The organism is Planctopirus hydrillae (genome assembly GCF_001707835.1).
Taxonomy (GTDB): domain Bacteria; phylum Planctomycetota; class Planctomycetia; order Planctomycetales; family Planctomycetaceae; genus Planctopirus; species Planctopirus hydrillae.
Window position 1 is genome coordinate 135338 of sequence record NZ_LYDR01000116.1, and the last position, 17755, is coordinate 153092.

Genomic DNA, 17755 nt, shown 5'->3' on the forward strand with positions numbered 1-17755 from the left:
CGCTCCATCAATCGAGACGAATGATGTGAGGCGTTTGTTCGATATGGCCATTGATATCCTCAGAAATGGCCGTCAATTCCATGGGGCCACTGGCTGGAGCTTCCAGCACAATTTCCCATTCGGCAAAACTTCCCCGTAGCGAGCGGGCCTTTTGACCATTGACGAGCACATGCCGAATATCGCTGGTATCCGCGACAGAGCCGCAGACTTTCAATAACTGTCCCTGACGTACAATGGAAGTGATAACAGTTACGGGCGGTAATTGATCTTTAAAGCTTGAAACTGAAGCGGGCTGCAGCCGGGCTTCATAGGCATATCCTTCGTCATTTTCACTGGCTGTTGAAGCCGGGACTGCTCCCATGCTGATCGGGCCATGGATATCGTTCACACGCATTTCACGGGAAGTCATCCGGCGGAAACCTGATCGATCCATCACGGAACGCCAGATAGCGACATCGCAGCGATAGGAGTTGAGCCCGTCGATAAAGACACCTGTCGTTCCTAAATGAACGGACCAGTTGGCTTCCCAGGCTTTGAAATCTTTAATCCAAAAGGGTGCGCCATTGGGTGGTAGAGCTTCAGCGGCCTCGCGTGCAAGCGTTTGATTCTGCTCGACAAAGTTCAGGCGACCACCCTCCGGACGAGCGATTCCCCGCAGATTCAGACAGAAGAATCGCATCGTGTGGGCTTCGTTATCTTCAAAACGGATAAAGGGCAGAATTCGAGTATCAACACTCTTGACCGATCCATCCGGCTGACGGACAGAGAGGATCGGATCGAAGTCTGCCGTTTTCTTGTTTTCAAAGCGATAACCATACTCGGCACATTCTGCAGCCACATTCCGAGTAAACTGATTGTGGCAATTCGCCCACCAGAAGCCTGCACCTCGATTCAGATCGAATGGTACCACCTGATCCTTTTGAGTTTTGGCAGGGAGTACGAGAGCTGCCAGGTTATGATCCAGGATGTTGTTGACCTCTGTACCATCCTCCAGAAAATATCCATGTCCGACACTCTTGTAGCCCACGCAGTCACGGATCACGAGAGCATTCGTACCGTGAATCGTAATCCAACGGTTATGGCTGTCCCAGATCGATGCACCAATCACGGAACTGCCACGCATTGTTTCGCCGCAGAGATGGAAATGAATGCTATATCGACCCAGTTCATCTCGCTTACCGAGATGTCGGAACTCGGCATAGCTGATAGAACCCGCTGAGTACCTGTGGTACATCGTATGACCTCGAACTCCATCCGGCTCTGCGGATTCAATGACAACATTTCGAGTCAGATTCGCAACTTCGGCCTGAAAGTTCTCATCAGCGAAATGAGCATGCTGCAATGGTTTATCGAGAGTTAAGGGATATCCCCCCGTAAAGTCCTGGCTGCCTGTCCGCACGATCCGGCGAACTTCCGTTTGTGCACTACTGAGAAAATCGCCATCTTCGCGATCGCGTTGACGATGTGTGCTGGTGACAATGACCTGGTCGCCTTCTTTCCAGCCTTCGACACTCTCCATTAAAGAGAGCGTCGTGGCACCACGTCCGGTCGATTCCGCTAGAGTCACAGAACGCTTCAGCTTGACCCAGGTGCGCGTCATTGGCTGACCGTGAATTTCCATACGTCCGCCGCAGCACACGAGAGCCGGGCAGGAGAGCTTATTCATACCTTCGAAATATCGCAGTCGAATTTTTGCCGTATACTCGGCTGGAAGAGGAGCGCCCGGTCGACCGATATACAACGCTGGACGCTTGCGACCTTCTCCCACGGGAGGAGGAGTTGCGTGACAGTCAAAACCTTCTTCGGAGGGGTCTTCGCTGGCAATAATCGTAATGAGTCCTGCTTCGAGCAGGGTATTCTGATCCGTAGCGAACTCGAGCTCTCCTGCAATCTGAACCAATCGAAAGCTGGGAGTTCGGCCCTGGTGGCCAATATCATAAATCACATGGTGGCCTGCGCGGATTACAACCCGATCTCCCGTTTCCGGGAGGTTCCCTGAACTCCAGGTTTCTTTGGAAGACCACTTTCCCGATTGTGTGGAAAAGATCGTTTTCGACTCATTGCTGAATGCTGCTTCTCCGGAAAGCATGATGACTATAAAAGCGAACAAGGAATATATGGTATATCGATTCGTTATCATTGAAAGATCCTTAAAAGACTATTCTATTGCTATCGGGAGGAGATATTGATCGCAGGTGGATAGTTCTCGCCGTTGGAAACAGTGATAAACGTCAACGGGTTCAAAGAATCGCGGTACTTTCCGCCCAGGCGATCTTCACCCTCAATCGTTTCTTCAGCATTCCGGATGACCCTGGGCCAAAACGCTGTCACAGCATAGCGCCCCGCGACAGGCAGCTTCGCGAGGTAATGACCCGAAGGATCAGTGCGGGCTGTTCCCACGACATCGCTGGAATGCTCCTGATGAAAGAGCAGATAAACTCCATCAACGAGTTGACTGTCGATTGTCACCTGGCCGGAAACGAGACATTTCTGATCACTCAGAGAACATCCCGAAATGATCATCAGCAGGTTCAATGAGACGAGGGCTGCAACGAAAAGGCGACATTTCATTCAGAAATCACCTCGCCACCGTCGCGGGTCACCATCCCCATCAGAATCACGTTTGATAGGCTCTCGGGCAGGAACCGTACGCTTCCATCACCCATGGCGACAGTGGCGCCGCCGGCATGAAAACCAAAGATCCCCTGTGAATTATTGCAATTCACAGTGCAGCCTGTTCCCGACGGGATGTTGGATAGATTCGTCGGATAGGTATCGACTGTATAAACTGGATATGTCTGAATCATATAGGCACACCAGCCGAGCCATGTTCCCCATGCGCCGGGCTGATCAAGCGTCAAGTCTGTGGCAGGCATGGGCATGCCAACTCCACGTACATAATGAACATCATAGCCTGCATGCTCACTGACGAGTATTGTATTCGACAGGCCGTCCGTGACGTCACGCATGCGAGGGCTTGTCCCCTTGAGGATCGGGCTGGGAGAGATCCCCGTCGAATAGGCCAGTGTGTAGCTGGAACTGTTAATTCCATGATTGACCCAATAGTCATTGGCCCAGCCTGTCATAATCGACGGGTCGTTGGGATCTGTCGTAGAGCCTGTGCTGGTAATGAAGGATCCGTAGCTTGTCCCTGTGGAGCTGCTGTTCCTCATCTTGATCAGGCCCGGGACGGGATTTGATGGACAGCGAATCATTGAAACCGGTGTATTCGCGACCTTCTGGTTCACTGGGTCTGCGAACCCCCCTGTTGCCGTCACATCGAACAGGCGAGAGAGATTCCCCCCTTCGAGATAGGGGAGTAGCGCCACCATCTGACCGTACTTGGGGGTGCTCGAAAGCCGAGCCGCCGGAAAGCAGTTATTGACATCATGATAATTGTGCATAGCCAGCGCAATCTGTTTGAGATTGTTCCGGCATTGGGTTCTACGGGCTGCTTCCCGCGCCTGCTGGACCGCCGGCAAGAGCAGGGCAATCAGCACGGCGATAATCGCAATGACAACCAGCAACTCGATCAGTGTGAAACCTGTCTTTTTCTTCATCGAGACGATATCCAATATTCAGGACCTTAATTCAGGAGTTCGAGTGATGGCTTATGAGCCTTCGTCGAACAAATTGTCGCTCGCTGTACCTCGCCTGTCGTAAATTCTGACAGGCTGAGCCCCTCAAACACTCGGGAAGTGTTTGAGAGTGAACCCCCGACAGACAAAGCAACTTTCAGACCTTGAACCGGAGGTCTGGATAACAATCTCGTGATCCGGGTATGGCGACGAGTGATCGACATGAGCGGGTTGTCGATGAAGCTCATGCAGAGATCGCAGTGTCCATCTCCCATTCTTTCAGGCCAGTGGATGGTTGACTTTGAAAGGCCCTGCGTTCGCACAAGCTCGATGAGAATCATGACTCGTACAGAGAGAGTCAGACCCTTCACGCATCGCGACTTGTCAATGCGATCTGTCAGGAAAAGCCGCAACATCCACAGCCTGGGGGCTTTGCAACCGTTTTCGGCTTGCAGTCAGGTCGGGAAACTTCAATACTCTTGCGGTTGCAAAGTTTGAGCGGGCGAAGATTTGTGCTCCCTTTTCCTGCGGATTGAAAGCCGCCTGTCTTCTTACAGGCTTTTTGATCGTTGATGCGGAGGTTTTGGGTGGGTTGGCTGCCCAGGCCTGTTGAAAAGGCTCCATGAAGGGGATGTGTCAGTGCTGATTGCGTGCGTGATTGCATACATGGTGGGCACACTGGCTTTAGGCGCCTATGGCGCCCGTATGGTGGGAAACGCCAAAGACTTCATGGTGGCTGGTCGATCTCTTCCTTTGGGAATGAACTTTGCCTGCGTATTTGCCACCTGGTTTGGTGCCGAAACTGTGCTTTCGGTTTCTGCACGTTTTGCTGATCAGGGCCTGGGATTTGTCTCGGGGGATCCCTTTGGCGCATCGGTCTGCCTGGTGCTGGTGGCGATCTTCTTTGCTCGCACGTTTTACAGTCTCGAGCTGTTAACGATTGGCGACTATTACCATGTGCGATATGGCCGTTTTGTGGAAATCCTCACCTCGCTGGGGATTGCGGCATCTTACATGGGTTGGACGACAGCACAGCTCTCGGCCTTCGGGCTGGTCATTAATGTGCTGTTCCCCGAATATGTCACCTTGAATCAGGCCATCATCATCGGTGCAGTCATCGTCACGCTCTACACCTTCTTCGGCGGGATGTGGTCGATCGCTCTCACAGATGTCGTGCAGACGGTCGCCATTGTGATTGGTCTACTTCTCGTCGCATATATTCTGGGTGAAAAGGCGGGGGGATTTCAGCCCGTCGTGGCAGCGGCTGCTCAGGCGGGAAAGCTGAATCTGTTTCCTCATGTGACAACCGCCGCCTGGCTGATTTTTATTGGCGAATTTCTCACGATGGCCCTGGGTTCGATTCCCCAGCAGGATGTCTTCCAGCGGGTCACCAGTGCCCGCAATGAAGCCACCGCCCGAGCGGGGACACTTTTGGGCGGCCTGTTCTATTTCGGCTTTGCCTTTGTGCCGATGTTCATCGCCTTTTCCGCCACCATGATCGACCCGGCCGCGGCTGGTCATTTTGCCTCTGAAGACGCTCGCGAAGTCCAGAAAGTTTTGCCAGCACTGATCCTCAATCAGACTCCACTCTGGGTGCAGATTCTGTTCTTTGGCGCTGTGCTTTCGGCCATTCTATCGACGGCGAGTGGTACCTTGCTGGCACCAGCCAGTATTCTCACAGAAAACGTGTTGCGGCAGTTTACTCTCAAAATGAGCGACAACACGCTGCTCTGGCTCGTGCGTACGATGCTGGTGCTGGTTTCCATCACAGCCACCACATTAGCCGTGAACTCGGAAAGCACCATGTATGAGATGGTCGAGAGTGGCTACAAAGTCACTCTGGTGATCGCCTTTGTCCCTCTGGCGTTTGGCATTTACTGGTCCAAAGCGACCACTCAAGGAGCCGTCTTTTCGATCATCCTGGCTCTGCCCGTCTGGCTGGGAACCGAGTTCATTCATGATGAAGAGAGTGCCAACCTGTGGCAGGTTGTGCCGCCACAGATCTATGGACTGATGGCATCGATTCTTGGAATGGTCATTGGCTCTTCGATGCCTAACTGGATCAAGCACGTTCCTCGACATCCCGCCGATCTCGCACAAGAACGCCGCAGCGTCATGAACCACTGATCCTGTCACGACGTCGATCTTTGCCTGCGCATTGACTTGAAGCGTGGTTGGGGTCAAACGTCTTCGTTTGGCCTTCAGGTCATGGGACTCTGACATTGATCACAAGGTCCACTCCACACGGACTCCCATCCGGCACATCAGTCTTTCAAATCTGCCTGTGGGTGGGACTGGGCGGCGGCTGGCAAAGGCAAAGTCGCCCTCGCAGCCTGAACCCCGGACAAGGGATCTGCTGATATCACCGGAGCGACCAGAAAATCCTCCATCGAGAAGCGAACTTCCCGATAGGCAGCCGCGGGAGCCCATAACGTCTCCCAGCGGGACGACCGCACTTTCACCTGCCGCTCGTAATCTTCCATCCAGACATCATGAAAAATGTAGTCGCGACCTTGATGCGTAAAGCACGGTTCAGTGGCCAGATTCGGTGCGTCAACCGCTGCGTGCGACGGAGTATCAGCCAGTCGCTGCAGTGCTGGCGTTCTTTCCGTCACATCGTAGGCGAAGACCATCACGGCTCGAAAACTCTTCCCAAAAACCTCTTCCCACCGCCTCAGGCTGATCAGATCGTCAGCAGTCACCCAGTTCTCAGAAAGCTGGCTGGTTCGCGCTTTGCGACCTTTGACTTCGACCAGCAGGTTCTGGCCCCGCGCACCATACACGATGTAATCCATCGATTTCAGACTGGCCTGTGCCAGCAGTGCCCGGCGGGTTTCATCGACAGCAATGTACGGAATCCCTCTGTCTCTGAGATACATCTCGAATGACAGATCGTAATGATTCCAGCGACGAGCCATAACAAATCCACTTGCCTCGAAAAATCGACAGCCGAGACCTTATTGGTCACCCGTTCGAGACAGCCGCATTATTGCGGATCCAGATCGTCGGGTGTCACCAGTTGCACCAGTTTCCCACGGACAGCCAGCGTCATTTCCGGCCAGTCCGAAATCGGCAGTTCCACGACAGCCAGCGTACAGGTGGGAACCGCCCGGCCCGTTCCCGTCAGACGCGTGAGGTACTCCTGCAACCCTTCATTATGCCCCACAACCAGGAGCAGTTCGCAATCGGAGGGTGCTTCCTGCAGAAGTGGTGGATAGTCTGTTTCGTGGCACATGTAGAGCCGGCGCCGGATCATCACTAACGGAGAATGTCCAAAGGCACTCCCCACCAGCCGTAAGGTATCGACAGTGCGGCGTGAACTGCTCGACATGATGAAGTGCGGGATCAGTCCCTGTCGAACAATCCATTCTCCCAACCGGGTTGCGTCTTCGCAGCCACGCGGTGCCAGGGCACGTTCATGGTCGAGTCTACTGGCATCTTCAGCGACGGCTTTAGCATGTCGTAACAGGAGCAGTCTTTTCATGGTCTCCTCCTCAGCCGAATGGCAGTCGCGAATGGGTTCAAGTGGATGGGGTCGTTACATTATCAACCGCAAGACATCTTGCCGCATTTCCAGATCATGCACCAGCAGATTCTTTCAAGGCTGCGAAGAACCTGCCCGCAAGGATCGCCAGGACTCTTCAGGTTCTAAAATCCTGACTCTCTAGTATTCACGATTCACGGGTGATGTCCCAGATCAGGCTGGTGAGTTGATCTCGACGGACAAAACTGCGCAGACGCGATTTGACGCTGCGCATCCCTAATGCCGGTGAATAGCCATGATTATGATCGACGCGGGCCAGAGCCGCTTCCAGATCGACGGTTTGAATCGCGCAGGGTTCCGACGTGCTGCCTGGCCCGGCGTTGTATCGTCTGGCGAGAGCATGCCAGCGGGCCAGCCAGATCGTCACAGGAATTGTCAGCAAGAGGCTCCACAACCCTTCGATGACTGGTTCGTGATAATAAGCCGGCCCGAAGAAGGCCCGGCTCTGCAGCTTGGTGACCAGATATCTCGTCAGCAGTTCGTCGGCGGCAGGAGTCTTCCAGGGTAATGCCTGTTCGACATCTCGAATGGGAATTCCCTTCCAGTCAGTGGCCAGATCAGGCAGGCGACCTCTGCGAAAGGTAAAGACCAGAATATCCTGCAACAGTTTCCAGCGACCGGCCCAGCCCTTCGACTGGTCCACAATGGTATCTTCGCGCGTGTAGTAGGCCACCAGTTGTGTAAAGCCCACCAGCGTCAGACGATCCGCCGGAGGAACCACGACTGTCGGTTCTTCCGGGAGCAACTGAGCCACGGTTTCACGAACCACGCGGATTGTTTCCCGCAATTGAGCGACCGTCAGATCGGTCAGATTGGTCGTTGAAATCAACTCCGTCCATGCCGCCAAGCGAACCAGGCGCAAACGCAAAGAGACGTCGCGCTGCTGCAGTTCGTCCAGCAGCGCAGCCATCAGCACATCGGCCAGTGGCCAGGCTCCCGGTGAGCGATCGGAAAGCCTGGGTGCAGGGATCTCTTCAGGCCAATCGGCGATCGTTTCCTGGGCCAGTTGCTTGAGTTCATCCTGTTGAGACACGAGATCACGACCGGCATTGCGAATGACCGAAGGACAACTGTAGCGCAAGCCGACAACCAGCCCTTTCCCTGTCGGATGAAACACATACGGATAGAGCCGGCAGGGTAAAGGCTTGGCCGGTTCTCCAAATCTGGCATGGATCTGGCAGAGACCTTCGTCTGTCAAAAACACACACGCTCCATCGGCTCGCTGCGATAATCGGTAACGTCCTTCGGAAGTTCGGCCCAAAGGAACATAAGGAGGCAAGCCTTCCGGAAGTTCGGCTGCACTCCAGCCCTGGCTGTCAATGCGTTGGCGCTCCGCTTCCGTGATTTCAATGAGATGTTTTTTGCAGCAGCCGCCGCAATTGTGGCAGCTCCAGTTCTGCAGAAGAGGCAGTTCCAGAAGTCGAGTATTCGGTCGCTTGGCCATCAGAGAAAACCATTCCAGTGGCGTCAGATCATGCCGCCGATTATTCTGCGCAAGGATTTATTGATATGTTCTCACGAACAGCGTTTTACAGCATACCGACTGGCCCGATCTCCGGGATGATTGAACTGCAGAAAGCCATCGCGACTTTGTCCAGTCCACGGTCTGAAGTTGTGGCTGCTTTCGGATTCAAGGATTTTCTCCATGCGACGTCCATTGATTGATCTGCGGTTTTCGGAAGCGGGACTGTTTTTGAGCCGCGGGCTGATGGCCGTGTGGGTGCTGACTTTTGGTCTGTGGTCCACAAGTCAGGCGCAGCACAACTGGCCCCAGTTTCTCGGGCCGGAAGGAAATGCCCATGCTCAAAGTACGAAACTTCCCGTCACAATCGGCGAGGAGAACATCTTCTGGCAAACCGCCATTCATGGAAAAGGCTGGTCATCGCCTGTCATCTGGAACAATGACCTGTGGATGACGACGGCGACTCCCGATGGACACAAGCTCTCGGTGATCTGCGTTGATAAGCCCTCGGGGAAGATTGTGCTCGACAAACTGCTGTTCGAAGTCGAGAAGCCCAGCGAGATCCACGATTTCAACAGCTATGCCTCACCCACGCCTGTTTTGGAAGACGGGAAGGCGTGGATCAGTTTTGGCAGCTATGGCACGGCCTGCCTGGCGGGCCGCTCGGGTGAAGTGCTCTGGCAAAGGCGCGATCTCCCTTGTGAGCATTTTCGCGGCCCCGGAAGTTCACCCATCCTGTTCGAGAATCTGCTGATTCTGCACATGGACGGTTTTGATTTTCAGTATGTGGTCGCTCTTGATAAGGACACAGGTCAGACCGTCTGGAAAGTCGATCGTCAGGTCGAATATGGCTCTGAAAATGGCGACTTCAAGAAAGCTTTCTGTACTCCCACCATCATTCAGGTCAATGGCCAGCCACAACTGATCAGCCCCACATCCAAAGCGAGTCTGGCCCTGGATCCTCGCACAGGGAAAGAGATCTGGCGAATTCGCTTTAAGGAATTCTCAGCCACTGTGAGGCCGGTCTATGGGAATGGACTGGTCTTTATCAACACCGGCTTCGGCAAGGCTGCACTGCATGCGGTCGATCCGACAGGAACAGGCGATGTGACCGAGACCCATGTCCGCTGGAGTGCTGCCAAAGGGATCCCTTCCAAGCCCACGCATGTGCTGGTTGGTGATCTGCTCTTTATGGTCCACGATGGGGGTGCCGCCACCTGTTTTGAAGCCACCACGGGTAAACAGCTCTGGCAGGAGCGACTCGGTGGCAACTATACCGCGACACCACTGTATGCCGATGGAAAACTCTGGTTCTTCAGCCAGGAGGGAAAGATCAAGGTCCTCAAGGCGTCTCGCGAGTTTGAAGAACTGGGAGAAAGCCAGTTGGGCGACGGGTTCATGGCCTCGCCCGCAGTGAGTGATGACCTGATGTATCTCCGCTCGCGAACAAACCTCTATCAGGTGGGCAGGAAACCTTCAGCCAATTGAGACCGTGCTTTGCAGTGAATCCGTCGAAGAGAATCAGGGTGAAGGCAAAACGGGTTGAAGGTCTTTCCGTTCGATGTGGAGGAGTCTCTTGCACTTCCACCGTGTGCCACTGCTGGCTTGCCAGCAGTGCTCCTCCCATGATGTTTTCAGCATGAGACCTTATCAAAGGCCCTACTGCGTTGGAGCCCCTTGTTCATCACATACCAAATACGTTCGAGCTCGCCCTCATCCCAGCCTTCTCCCGTCAGAACGGGAGAAGGAGAAAAAACCCTCGCCCGCGTCCTCGTGGGAGAGGGTGGCACGAAGTGCCGGGTGAGGGTCTGACCAATCGATATGTATCGGTCACCGAGGTATCCGCAGGAGCGCCGATAAACTGCCAGTAGCCAGAGATGAAATGCATCGCGCGATGAAATCTCTAATGGATTGTTCGCTCCATACGTTCGAACTCGCCCTCATCCCGGCCTTCTCCCGTCAGAACGGGAGAAGGAGAAAAAACCCTCGCCCGCGTCCTCGTGGGAGAGGGTGGCACGAAGTGCCGGGTGAGGGTCTGACCAATCGATATGTATCGGTCACCGAGGTATCCGCAGGAGCGCCGATAGACTGCCAGTAGCCAGAGATGACAAGCATCACGCGATAACGCTGCTCGTGCATTGCACGCCAAACCTGTTCGAGCTCGCCCTCATCCCGGCCTTCTCCCGTCAGAACGGGAGAAGGAGCAAAAGCTTTGGCTGGCAGGCGAGCTGCCTGCTTCTATGAAGTGGTGACTCTTACGGAATCATGTAAATAAAGCCCACCACGGCTCCAGCCTGCACAGCGGCGGCGTGAGCATTCCAGGGGATTTGATAGGTGAGCCGGGGAGCCACTTCGCCAGGTCGGTAGTAACCCAGTGCGTACTGTTTCGATGCGGGGGGATGGATAACCGCCTGATAAGGGAAGCCAATCAGTTGCACACCAAATTTCCCGAGTGACACGGCGGATTGAATCCCGGGGGGATAGTGGTGGCCATATCGTTCGAGGGCCACATCTTCAAAGTAAAGTGGCTGGTGATAAAGGTTGGGTGGTTCCCACAAAGCGAGGAGGTCAGGATAGTTCCGTGGAGGTACGGGACTGTTGTCGATATGGATGCCTACCTTATTCTGCTGCTCAAGGGCATATCGACGAATATCTTCATCGGCAACGGGATCACCGAAAGGAACAATCTGGTAGATGCGCCGAATCCCGAGGTTGGGGAGCGCTGGTGCCAGATGCTCATCGGCAATGATGGCCCGTTCGGATTCTTTGGGCAGCGGTGGAACGGGCGGCAAGCTGGCTGACGGCGCAACGGCTTGTGTCTCGACTGGTGTCGGAGCAATCGCACCGTTAGCCGTTCCGCCATTGCTGTTCGAGTTCACTTCAATCGGTGTCGGGCCAGTAGGATCGCCAGTGGGGACTGGAGCCTGAGAATTCTGGCTCACAGCAGCGACGATCTGCTCTGCTGAAGGTGCTGGCAAGATCCACTGATGATCACCTTGCACGAGAACCTCGGGCTGATCCAGAAATGGATAGGCCGGAGGAGTGGTGGCGGCTTGTGGAGGAGTGTTTGATTCAGGGAACGCCACGACAGCTTTGGAGTTTGCTGTGGGAGCCGCATCGATAATCGAGGCTGGCATGTCGGGCGCAGCCGATTTGCCTTCCTGGATTCGATCGACAGGGAGGCGCTCTGGAGCAGTGCCGGAACCTGACGAACCGACGTTTGTGAAGGCTTGTGTCTCGCTGGAGATGACGGTCTGCCGGGACAATTTCTGCTCGGCGTCTTCTTCGCGAACTTTGGTCCAGCGCTGTTCCGGAGAACGTTCGCGCAAGGTATCGAGCGGACTGCGGGAGGTATCACTGGCTGGTGACTGAGCGATCAGCACACCGGCCAGTGCGACTGCCAGAGCCGGCTGATACCAGGCCTGATTACGAGCCTTCGCGATGTGCGTGCTCGACGGTGTAATTTGGAGATTCTTCGACAATCGTAATGTCATGGGGATGGTTCTCCCTCACTGTGGCAGCCGAGACCTGAATGAACCGCGTGTTTGTCCGCAGATCTTCAATCGTGGGCACACCGCAGTATCCCATGCCGGCCCGCAGGCCACCGATCAACTGGTAAACCAGATTGTGGAGCGAGCCTTTATGAGCCACTCGCCCTTCAACGCCTTCGGGAACGAGCTTCCCTGCTCCACGCCCTGGACTGCTTTCGTCAACCTTCCCTTGCCGGTAGCGTTCGCTGCTCCCTTTGACCATGGCCCCCATCGAGCCCATGCCCCGGTAGCGTTTGTAACTGCGGCCCTGGAAAAGAATCACTTCTCCGGGGCTTTCATCCACACCCGCCAGCAAACTTCCCAGCATCACGCAATGACCACCTGCGGCCAGAGCCTTGGTGATATCACCGCTATACCTGATGCCACCATCGGCAATGATCGGAACATCTGTCCCGGCCACTGCCAATGAGGCATTGTGTATCGCTGTTAACTGAGGAACACCCACTCCGGCAATAATTCGCGTTGTGCAGATCGAGCCTGGGCCAATGCCCACCTTGATTGCATCCGCCCCCGCCATCAGCAGATCGCGGGCTCCTGCCGTTGTTGCAATATTCCCAGCTATGACATCGATTTCTGGCCAGCGTTTCTTCACCCCCCTAACGGTCTCAATCACGTTTTGACTATGTCCGTGTGCGCTGTCGACACAAAGCACATCAACCCCCCTGTCGATAAGGGCCGCAGCACGCTCAAAGTCAAACACACCGACGGCGGCACCGACGCGCAAACGTCCACGTCGATCTTTGCTCGCTTTCGGGAAACGAAGGTTTTTATCGATATCCTTGATCGTAATCAGCCCCTTGAGCTGAAACTCGTCATCTACCAGCAGCAGTTTTTCAACCTTGTTTTCCAGCAGAATCCGCTCGGCTTCTTCGAGAGTCGTATTCTCTTTCGCCGTCACGAGATTCTCTTTGGTCATCACCTCGGAAATGGGGGTATCTTTCGACGCCAGAAACCGCAGGTCGCGACGGGTCAGAATCCCTTTGAGCCGACCGTTTTGAGTGACCGGAACACCACCAATGTTCCTTTGCTCCATGATTTCCCACGCTTCCAAAGCGGTGGCCTCGGGAGGTAACGTCACAGGGTCGACAATGACGCCGTGTTCACTGCGTTTGACCCGCTCGACGTGCAACGCCTGTTGTTCGATCGAGAGGTTTTTATGAATGATCCCCATGCCGCCTTCCTGCGCCATGGCAATGGCCATGTCGCTTTCTGTCACGGTATCCATGGGGCTGGAAACAATCGGCACATTCAGCCGGATATTGCGGGTGAGCCGGGAGGATGTTTCGACATCGGCAGGGACGAGTTCGCTGAAGCCAGGCTCGAGCAGAACATCGTCGAAGGTGATTCCCTGATAGGCAATTCGATCTTGCATGGTAATGAGCTTCTCCGACAAAGCCGGGGGCTGCCAGAATCTGGCAGCAGGCAGTTTTCAGTTCGCAGTTTTCAGTGAATCAAGACCCGTAGCGGGCGTTGGTGGATTGATTTCGTGGTAGAGCAGGTTGGCTAAGGCCACATGAATCTCCGTCGGCAGTTCCTCAGCCCGTGCCTGTGAGGCAATCCCTGCCTGCTGGAGCAGTTCATCAATGCGGGGTTTGGCGACCTGGGAATAGGTACTGCACAGGACACCACGCAATAGCTTGCGCCGGTGCATGAAGATGGCCCGCAGATAGTTATGGAAGAATTCCGGATCGGCAATGCGGTCTCTTCGGGCGGGTGCCGGTGTGACCAGGACGACAGCAGAATCGATTTTGGGCCTGGGCCAGAAGACATCCGGAGGGAGCTTACGCAGAATTTCAATATCGCATTGCGACTGTAACCAGATCGACAGCCCGCTGTAATCGCTGCTTCCCGGCGTCGCCTGCATCCGCACGGCCATTTCCCACTGGACCGTCACGACCATTCGCGACCAGGGCCAGTCGCTCCCCACAATCATGGAAATGACGGGAGTGGCGACGTTGTAAGGCAGATTTGCCACGAGCTTCAGGGTCGAGCCGGGCCGTCTGGCCAGGGCGGTGTTGACACTTTCGACCAACAGCGGATGGAGTTGATTTTTGTTCTTGAGAGCGTCGGTATTCACCCACTGCACATTCGACAAACCGGCATGCTGTTTCGACGCAATGGCATGCATGTTCGGGTCGTACTCGATCGAGACGACTTCGCCCGCTTCGGCAGCGAGGAAAATCGTGAGACCGCCGGTCCCGGTCCCCACTTCAAGAACCACATCATCTTTGGATAACTGGGCTTCGCGGGCCACCAGTTCCACCAGATTGATATCAATCAGAAAATTCTGACCCAGATCACCGCGCGGATTAATCCGGAGCTTATGAAACAGCTCCGTCAGATGTGTACGCGTTTGGCGGTGGTCTTCGCTCATAGGTTCTGGGGTAAGTACTCTGGCCACTCGCGGAGAGTGGCGAAGGATCAATCAGTCAAGAATACCCGCAGGAATCCTTTTTGGCGAATCGACCACTGGAAAATTTTTCTGTGAATCCCTTCATCCGGCGATCTGTTGTGGAAATCCACAGGAAAAACCTTCTCCCGGAATCCCCGGAACTGCGAAACAGCGGGTAGCGATCTGTCGGAATCGATGGTTAGGATGGAGAACGATTCCTTGAGATGGCATTCATCGAGCTGGCACCATCTTTTCAAGGTTTTAACAGCCGGGTATTGACAACTGGAAAGGGTATTTTTCATGAGCAAACAGCAGCTTTCCCGCCGGACTTTCCTGGCGGCTTCCGCCGTATTTGCGGCTCCACTGATCATTCCCGCGCGGGCATTTGGTGCCAATGAGCGAATTGTTACTGCACACATCGGGATTGGCGGTCAGGGCTCGGGAAATCTCAAGGCGTTTATGGGTCAGGGTGTCGCCCCGGCCGCGATTGTCGATGTCGATTCCAAGCGGTTGGCCAGCACGATCAAAATGGTCAGCGAAAAGGGCTTCAAGGTCGACGGTTACGACGATTACCGCAAAGTCCTCGAACGCAAAGATATCGATGCCATTGTCGTTTCCACGCCGGATCACTGGCACGCCTTGCCGACCGTGCATGGTTGCCAGGCGGGCAAAGATGTTTATTGCGAAAAGCCACTCACGCTGACGATTCCCGAAGGCCGGGCCATGGTGGAAGCGGCTCGTGCTCATAACCGCATTGTGCAGACGGGCTCACAGCAACGATCCGACGCCAAGTTCCGCAAGGCGTGTGAACTGGTGCGTAATGGAAAAATTGGCAAGGTGAACAAAGTTCTGGTGGGCCTGGCCAAGTCGAACTTTGGAGGCCCTCCTGTGGCTGATTCTGAACCGCCAGCCGAACTCAACTACGACATGTGGCTCGGGCCGGCACCACAAAGGCCCTATAACCAGAAGCGGGTGCATTACAACTTCCGCTTCTTCTGGGATTACTCGGGCGGGCAGATGACCAACTGGGGTGCCCATCACATTGATATTGCTCACTGGGCACTCGGTTTTGATCATACCGGGCCAGTCAGCACGGAAGGGACAGCCGAGTTCCATCCTGAGAAGTGGTTTGAAGTCTCGACGGCTTGCCGCATCACGCACAAGTATGGCAACGGCGTCGAAATCGTTGTGGGCCAGGAGCAGAAAGACATTCCTGGCGGCACCACATTCATTGGTGAGAAAGGGACGATTTTCGTCAACCGCGGCGTGCTGCGGGGAACACCTGCGGAACTCGTTGAGCAGGAACTTTCGAGCGGTGATGAATCGCTCTATGTTTCGAGCAATCATCACAAGAATTTTCTCGACTGCATCAAGTCGCGCGAGCTGCCGATCTGCGATGTCGAGATTGGCCACCGCACTGCCAGTGCCTGCCACCTGGGGAACATCGCGATTCGTTTGGGCCGCAAGATTGAATGGGATCCCGTCAATGAAAAGATCGTCGGAAATGATCCTGAAGCGATCGCTCTGGTGAATCGTCCGTATCGAGCCCCGTGGTCGCTGAAGTAATTGGTGTTTGTGTGTTGGGGGTTGTTAGTTGTTGGTTGAGCTGGCCGTTTCAGCGATGTTGACAGCATCTTTCCAGCAGACAAATACCAAACCCCAAATGTCCAATACCCACTAGCAACTACCCACCAACAACTACCTCCCTTACAAATGAAAACAGCCCCCGGTCTTGCGATCGGGGGCTGCTGTTCGTTGTAACACCGTCAGAAGTCTATTGCCGCTATCGATTCGCTGTTCAGCCGACACAAACTAGTTGTTGAAGCTGAAGAGCTGGCGATATTCGCTGTTCTTGCGAGCAGCGGGAGGAACTGGAGCTGGGACAGCTTCTGGAGCCATTGGGGCTGGAGCTGGAGCAACGGCTGGAGCAGTGCCTGGGCAGGTGCCTGGTGCACAGCTTGTCGAGCAGACAGCATCGCAGTTACCTTCAACAACTTCGTAGCCGCAGAGTTCCAGAGCCTGTGTGGCCTGACGAACGACTGGCTTGTGGCAATCACCCAGAGCGTGTGTCAGAGCAGCGACAACTTCTGGCGAGCAGCAGCAGTGCTTGCGGATCTGGTCACCGATTTCATCGGCAGCCTTCAGACGAACTCGTTCATCGGTATCGTTGAGGGCGTAGATGAAGGCGCACATGATTTCTGGGCTGCAGACGCAGTTGTACTTGTCACCCAGCTTGTGGATGGCATGACGACGATCCTTGGCGTAGCAAGCTGTCTGCGAGGTGTAGATCAGCTTGGCAACTTCGCAAGGGTCAACGTCACAGCACTTTGTGGTTGCACAGCTCGTTGGAGCTGGTGCAGCACAGCCTGGAGCACAGGCAGCGGGAGCAGCACAGCCTGCAGGAGCAGGTGCACATGTTGAACCGCATGATGGCTTGGCGCACTTAGCCTTCAAGCGAGCGAACAGACCACAGTGCTTGGCAGCTGGAGTGCAGCTGGGAGCACAGGTGGCTGGAGCGCAGGTGCTTGGGGCTGGAGCGGCACAAGCTGGAGCACAAGCGGCTGGAGCTGGAGCACAGGCTGCAGGAGCAGCACAGGCTGGAGCAGCAGCTGGAGCACAGGCAGCTGGAGCGGCACAGGCTGGTGCACAAGCTGCTGGGGCTGGAGCACAGGCTGCAGGAGCAGCACAAGCGGGAGCACAAGCAGCTGGAGCTGGAGCACAGGCTGCAGGAGCGGCACAAGCGGGAGCACAAGCAGCTGGAGCTGGAGCACAGGCTGCAGGAGCAGCACAGGCTGGAGCACAAGCGGCTGGAGCTGGAGCACAAGCTGCAGGAGCAGCACAAGCAGGAGCGGCGGCAGCAGGTGCACAGCAGGTCGCTGGAGCACATGTATCGCAGCAGGGGGGCTTAATGTCAGAGCACTTGCGCTGATAAACGTAAACGTTTGGCGAGCAAGGCTTGACAATAACGGGCTTACAGCAGGCAGGCTGACTGGTCGAAGCACAACCACAAGCCTTTTCAGTACCGCAGCCATGGCCGCGGAAAAGGCCGGCTTCAGCCAGCGAGGCCATGCTCATCGCAGCAAGCATGGTTCCACAAAACTTGATCCATCGCATGAGTCTCAATCTCCTTCCCTAGGGATTCGAAAACAGGGTCTTCCCAACCCGCGAGACAAGTGTCGGTCAGCAGTGGATTGGCAGGCGGTGCTCACCTAAGGCGCCGAGCTGTCA

Annotated in this window: 15 protein-coding genes; 5 read left to right on the forward strand and 10 right to left on the reverse strand. The window is 55.2% G+C overall.

Going from position 1 to position 17755, the window contains the following annotated elements; all coding sequences use genetic code 11:
- Positions 1 to 7 precede the first annotated feature (7 nt).
- From A6X21_RS14320 to A6X21_RS14330, 3 genes are read right to left on the reverse strand one after another with little or no spacing between them, the layout of a single operon-like run.
- Entirely contained in the window at positions 8 to 2140 is a 2133-nt protein-coding gene (locus tag A6X21_RS14320) for a G8 domain-containing protein (protein WP_068848979.1), read from the reverse strand.
- A gap of 29 nt (positions 2141 to 2169) precedes the next feature.
- Positions 2170 to 2571: a hypothetical protein gene (locus tag A6X21_RS14325; protein WP_068848981.1), complete on the reverse strand. Its 402-nt coding sequence runs from the start codon at positions 2569 to 2571 to the stop codon at positions 2170 to 2172.
- On the reverse strand, positions 2568 to 3560 hold the full coding sequence (locus A6X21_RS14330; protein WP_068848983.1) for a DUF1559 domain-containing protein: 993 nt from the start codon (positions 3558 to 3560) through the stop codon (positions 2568 to 2570). The genes A6X21_RS14325 and A6X21_RS14330 overlap by 4 nt, the downstream gene beginning before the upstream one ends.
- Positions 3561 to 4217: 657 nt before the next feature.
- On the opposite strand from A6X21_RS14330, the gene A6X21_RS14340 reads away from it, so the two are divergent.
- Positions 4218 to 5705: a high affinity choline transporter 1 gene (locus tag A6X21_RS14340; protein ID WP_068849131.1), complete on the forward strand. Its 1488-nt coding sequence runs from the start codon at positions 4218 to 4220 to the stop codon at positions 5703 to 5705.
- Positions 5706 to 5842: 137 nt separating this feature from the next.
- Here A6X21_RS14340 and A6X21_RS14345 read toward each other — a convergent pair whose 3' ends face one another.
- From A6X21_RS14345 to A6X21_RS14355, 3 genes are all read right to left on the reverse strand, one after another.
- Positions 5843 to 6496, reverse strand: a complete 654-nt coding sequence (locus tag A6X21_RS14345; RefSeq protein ID WP_068848986.1) for an HYExAFE family protein — start codon at positions 6494 to 6496, stop codon at positions 5843 to 5845.
- 68 nt (positions 6497 to 6564) lie between these two features.
- Positions 6565 to 7062, reverse strand: a complete 498-nt coding sequence (locus A6X21_RS14350; protein WP_068848989.1) for a SixA phosphatase family protein — start codon at positions 7060 to 7062, stop codon at positions 6565 to 6567.
- Positions 7063 to 7249: 187 nt separating this feature from the next.
- Entirely contained in the window at positions 7250 to 8566 is a 1317-nt protein-coding gene (locus A6X21_RS14355) for a YkgJ family cysteine cluster protein (RefSeq protein WP_068848991.1), read from the reverse strand.
- A 65-nt stretch (positions 8567 to 8631) separates the two neighbouring features.
- On the opposite strand from A6X21_RS14355, the gene A6X21_RS24725 reads away from it, so the two are divergent.
- Both A6X21_RS24725 and A6X21_RS14365 read left to right on the forward strand, forming a co-directional pair.
- A complete protein-coding gene (locus A6X21_RS24725; RefSeq protein WP_165603807.1) occupies positions 8632 to 8787 on the forward strand; it encodes a hypothetical protein in 156 nt (51 codons plus the stop codon).
- Entirely contained in the window at positions 8768 to 10072 is a 1305-nt protein-coding gene (locus tag A6X21_RS14365; protein ID WP_068848995.1) for an outer membrane protein assembly factor BamB family protein, read from the forward strand. The genes A6X21_RS24725 and A6X21_RS14365 overlap by 20 nt, the downstream gene beginning before the upstream one ends.
- Positions 10073 to 10839: 767 nt before the next feature.
- On the opposite strand, the gene A6X21_RS14370 is transcribed toward A6X21_RS14365, so the two are convergent.
- Genes A6X21_RS14370 through rsmA form a run of 3 tightly spaced genes read right to left on the reverse strand, consistent with a single transcriptional unit; the run spans position 10840 to position 14509 of the window.
- On the reverse strand, positions 10840 to 12078 hold the full coding sequence (locus tag A6X21_RS14370; RefSeq protein WP_068848997.1) for a hypothetical protein: 1239 nt from the start codon (positions 12076 to 12078) through the stop codon (positions 10840 to 10842).
- Entirely contained in the window at positions 12011 to 13507 is a 1497-nt protein-coding gene (gene guaB / locus A6X21_RS14375) for an IMP dehydrogenase (RefSeq protein ID WP_068848999.1), read from the reverse strand. The genes A6X21_RS14370 and guaB overlap by 68 nt, the downstream gene beginning before the upstream one ends.
- 57 nt (positions 13508 to 13564) lie before the next feature.
- A complete protein-coding gene (gene rsmA, locus A6X21_RS14380) occupies positions 13565 to 14509 on the reverse strand; it encodes a 16S rRNA (adenine(1518)-N(6)/adenine(1519)-N(6))-dimethyltransferase RsmA (protein ID WP_068849001.1) in 945 nt (314 codons plus the stop codon).
- A gap of 318 nt (positions 14510 to 14827) precedes the next feature.
- On the opposite strand from rsmA, the gene A6X21_RS14390 reads away from it, so the two are divergent.
- Positions 14828 to 16093 (forward strand): Gfo/Idh/MocA family protein, encoded by a 1266-nt coding sequence (locus A6X21_RS14390; protein ID WP_068849005.1) that lies wholly within the window; start codon positions 14828 to 14830, stop codon positions 16091 to 16093.
- A gap of 246 nt (positions 16094 to 16339) precedes the next feature.
- Here the strand turns inward: A6X21_RS14390 and A6X21_RS14395 are convergent, their stop codons facing one another.
- Positions 16340 to 16981 carry a HEAT repeat domain-containing protein gene (locus tag A6X21_RS14395; protein WP_240490268.1) on the reverse strand — a complete coding sequence of 214 codons (642 nt, stop codon included), beginning with the start codon at positions 16979 to 16981 and terminating at the stop codon, positions 16340 to 16342.
- A 71-nt stretch (positions 16982 to 17052) separates the two neighbouring features.
- On the opposite strand from A6X21_RS14395, the gene A6X21_RS24730 reads away from it, so the two are divergent.
- Positions 17053 to 17436, forward strand: coding sequence for a hypothetical protein (locus A6X21_RS24730; RefSeq protein ID WP_165603808.1), 384 nt, complete (start codon positions 17053 to 17055; stop codon positions 17434 to 17436).
- Positions 17437 to 17755: the final 319 nt, after the last annotated feature.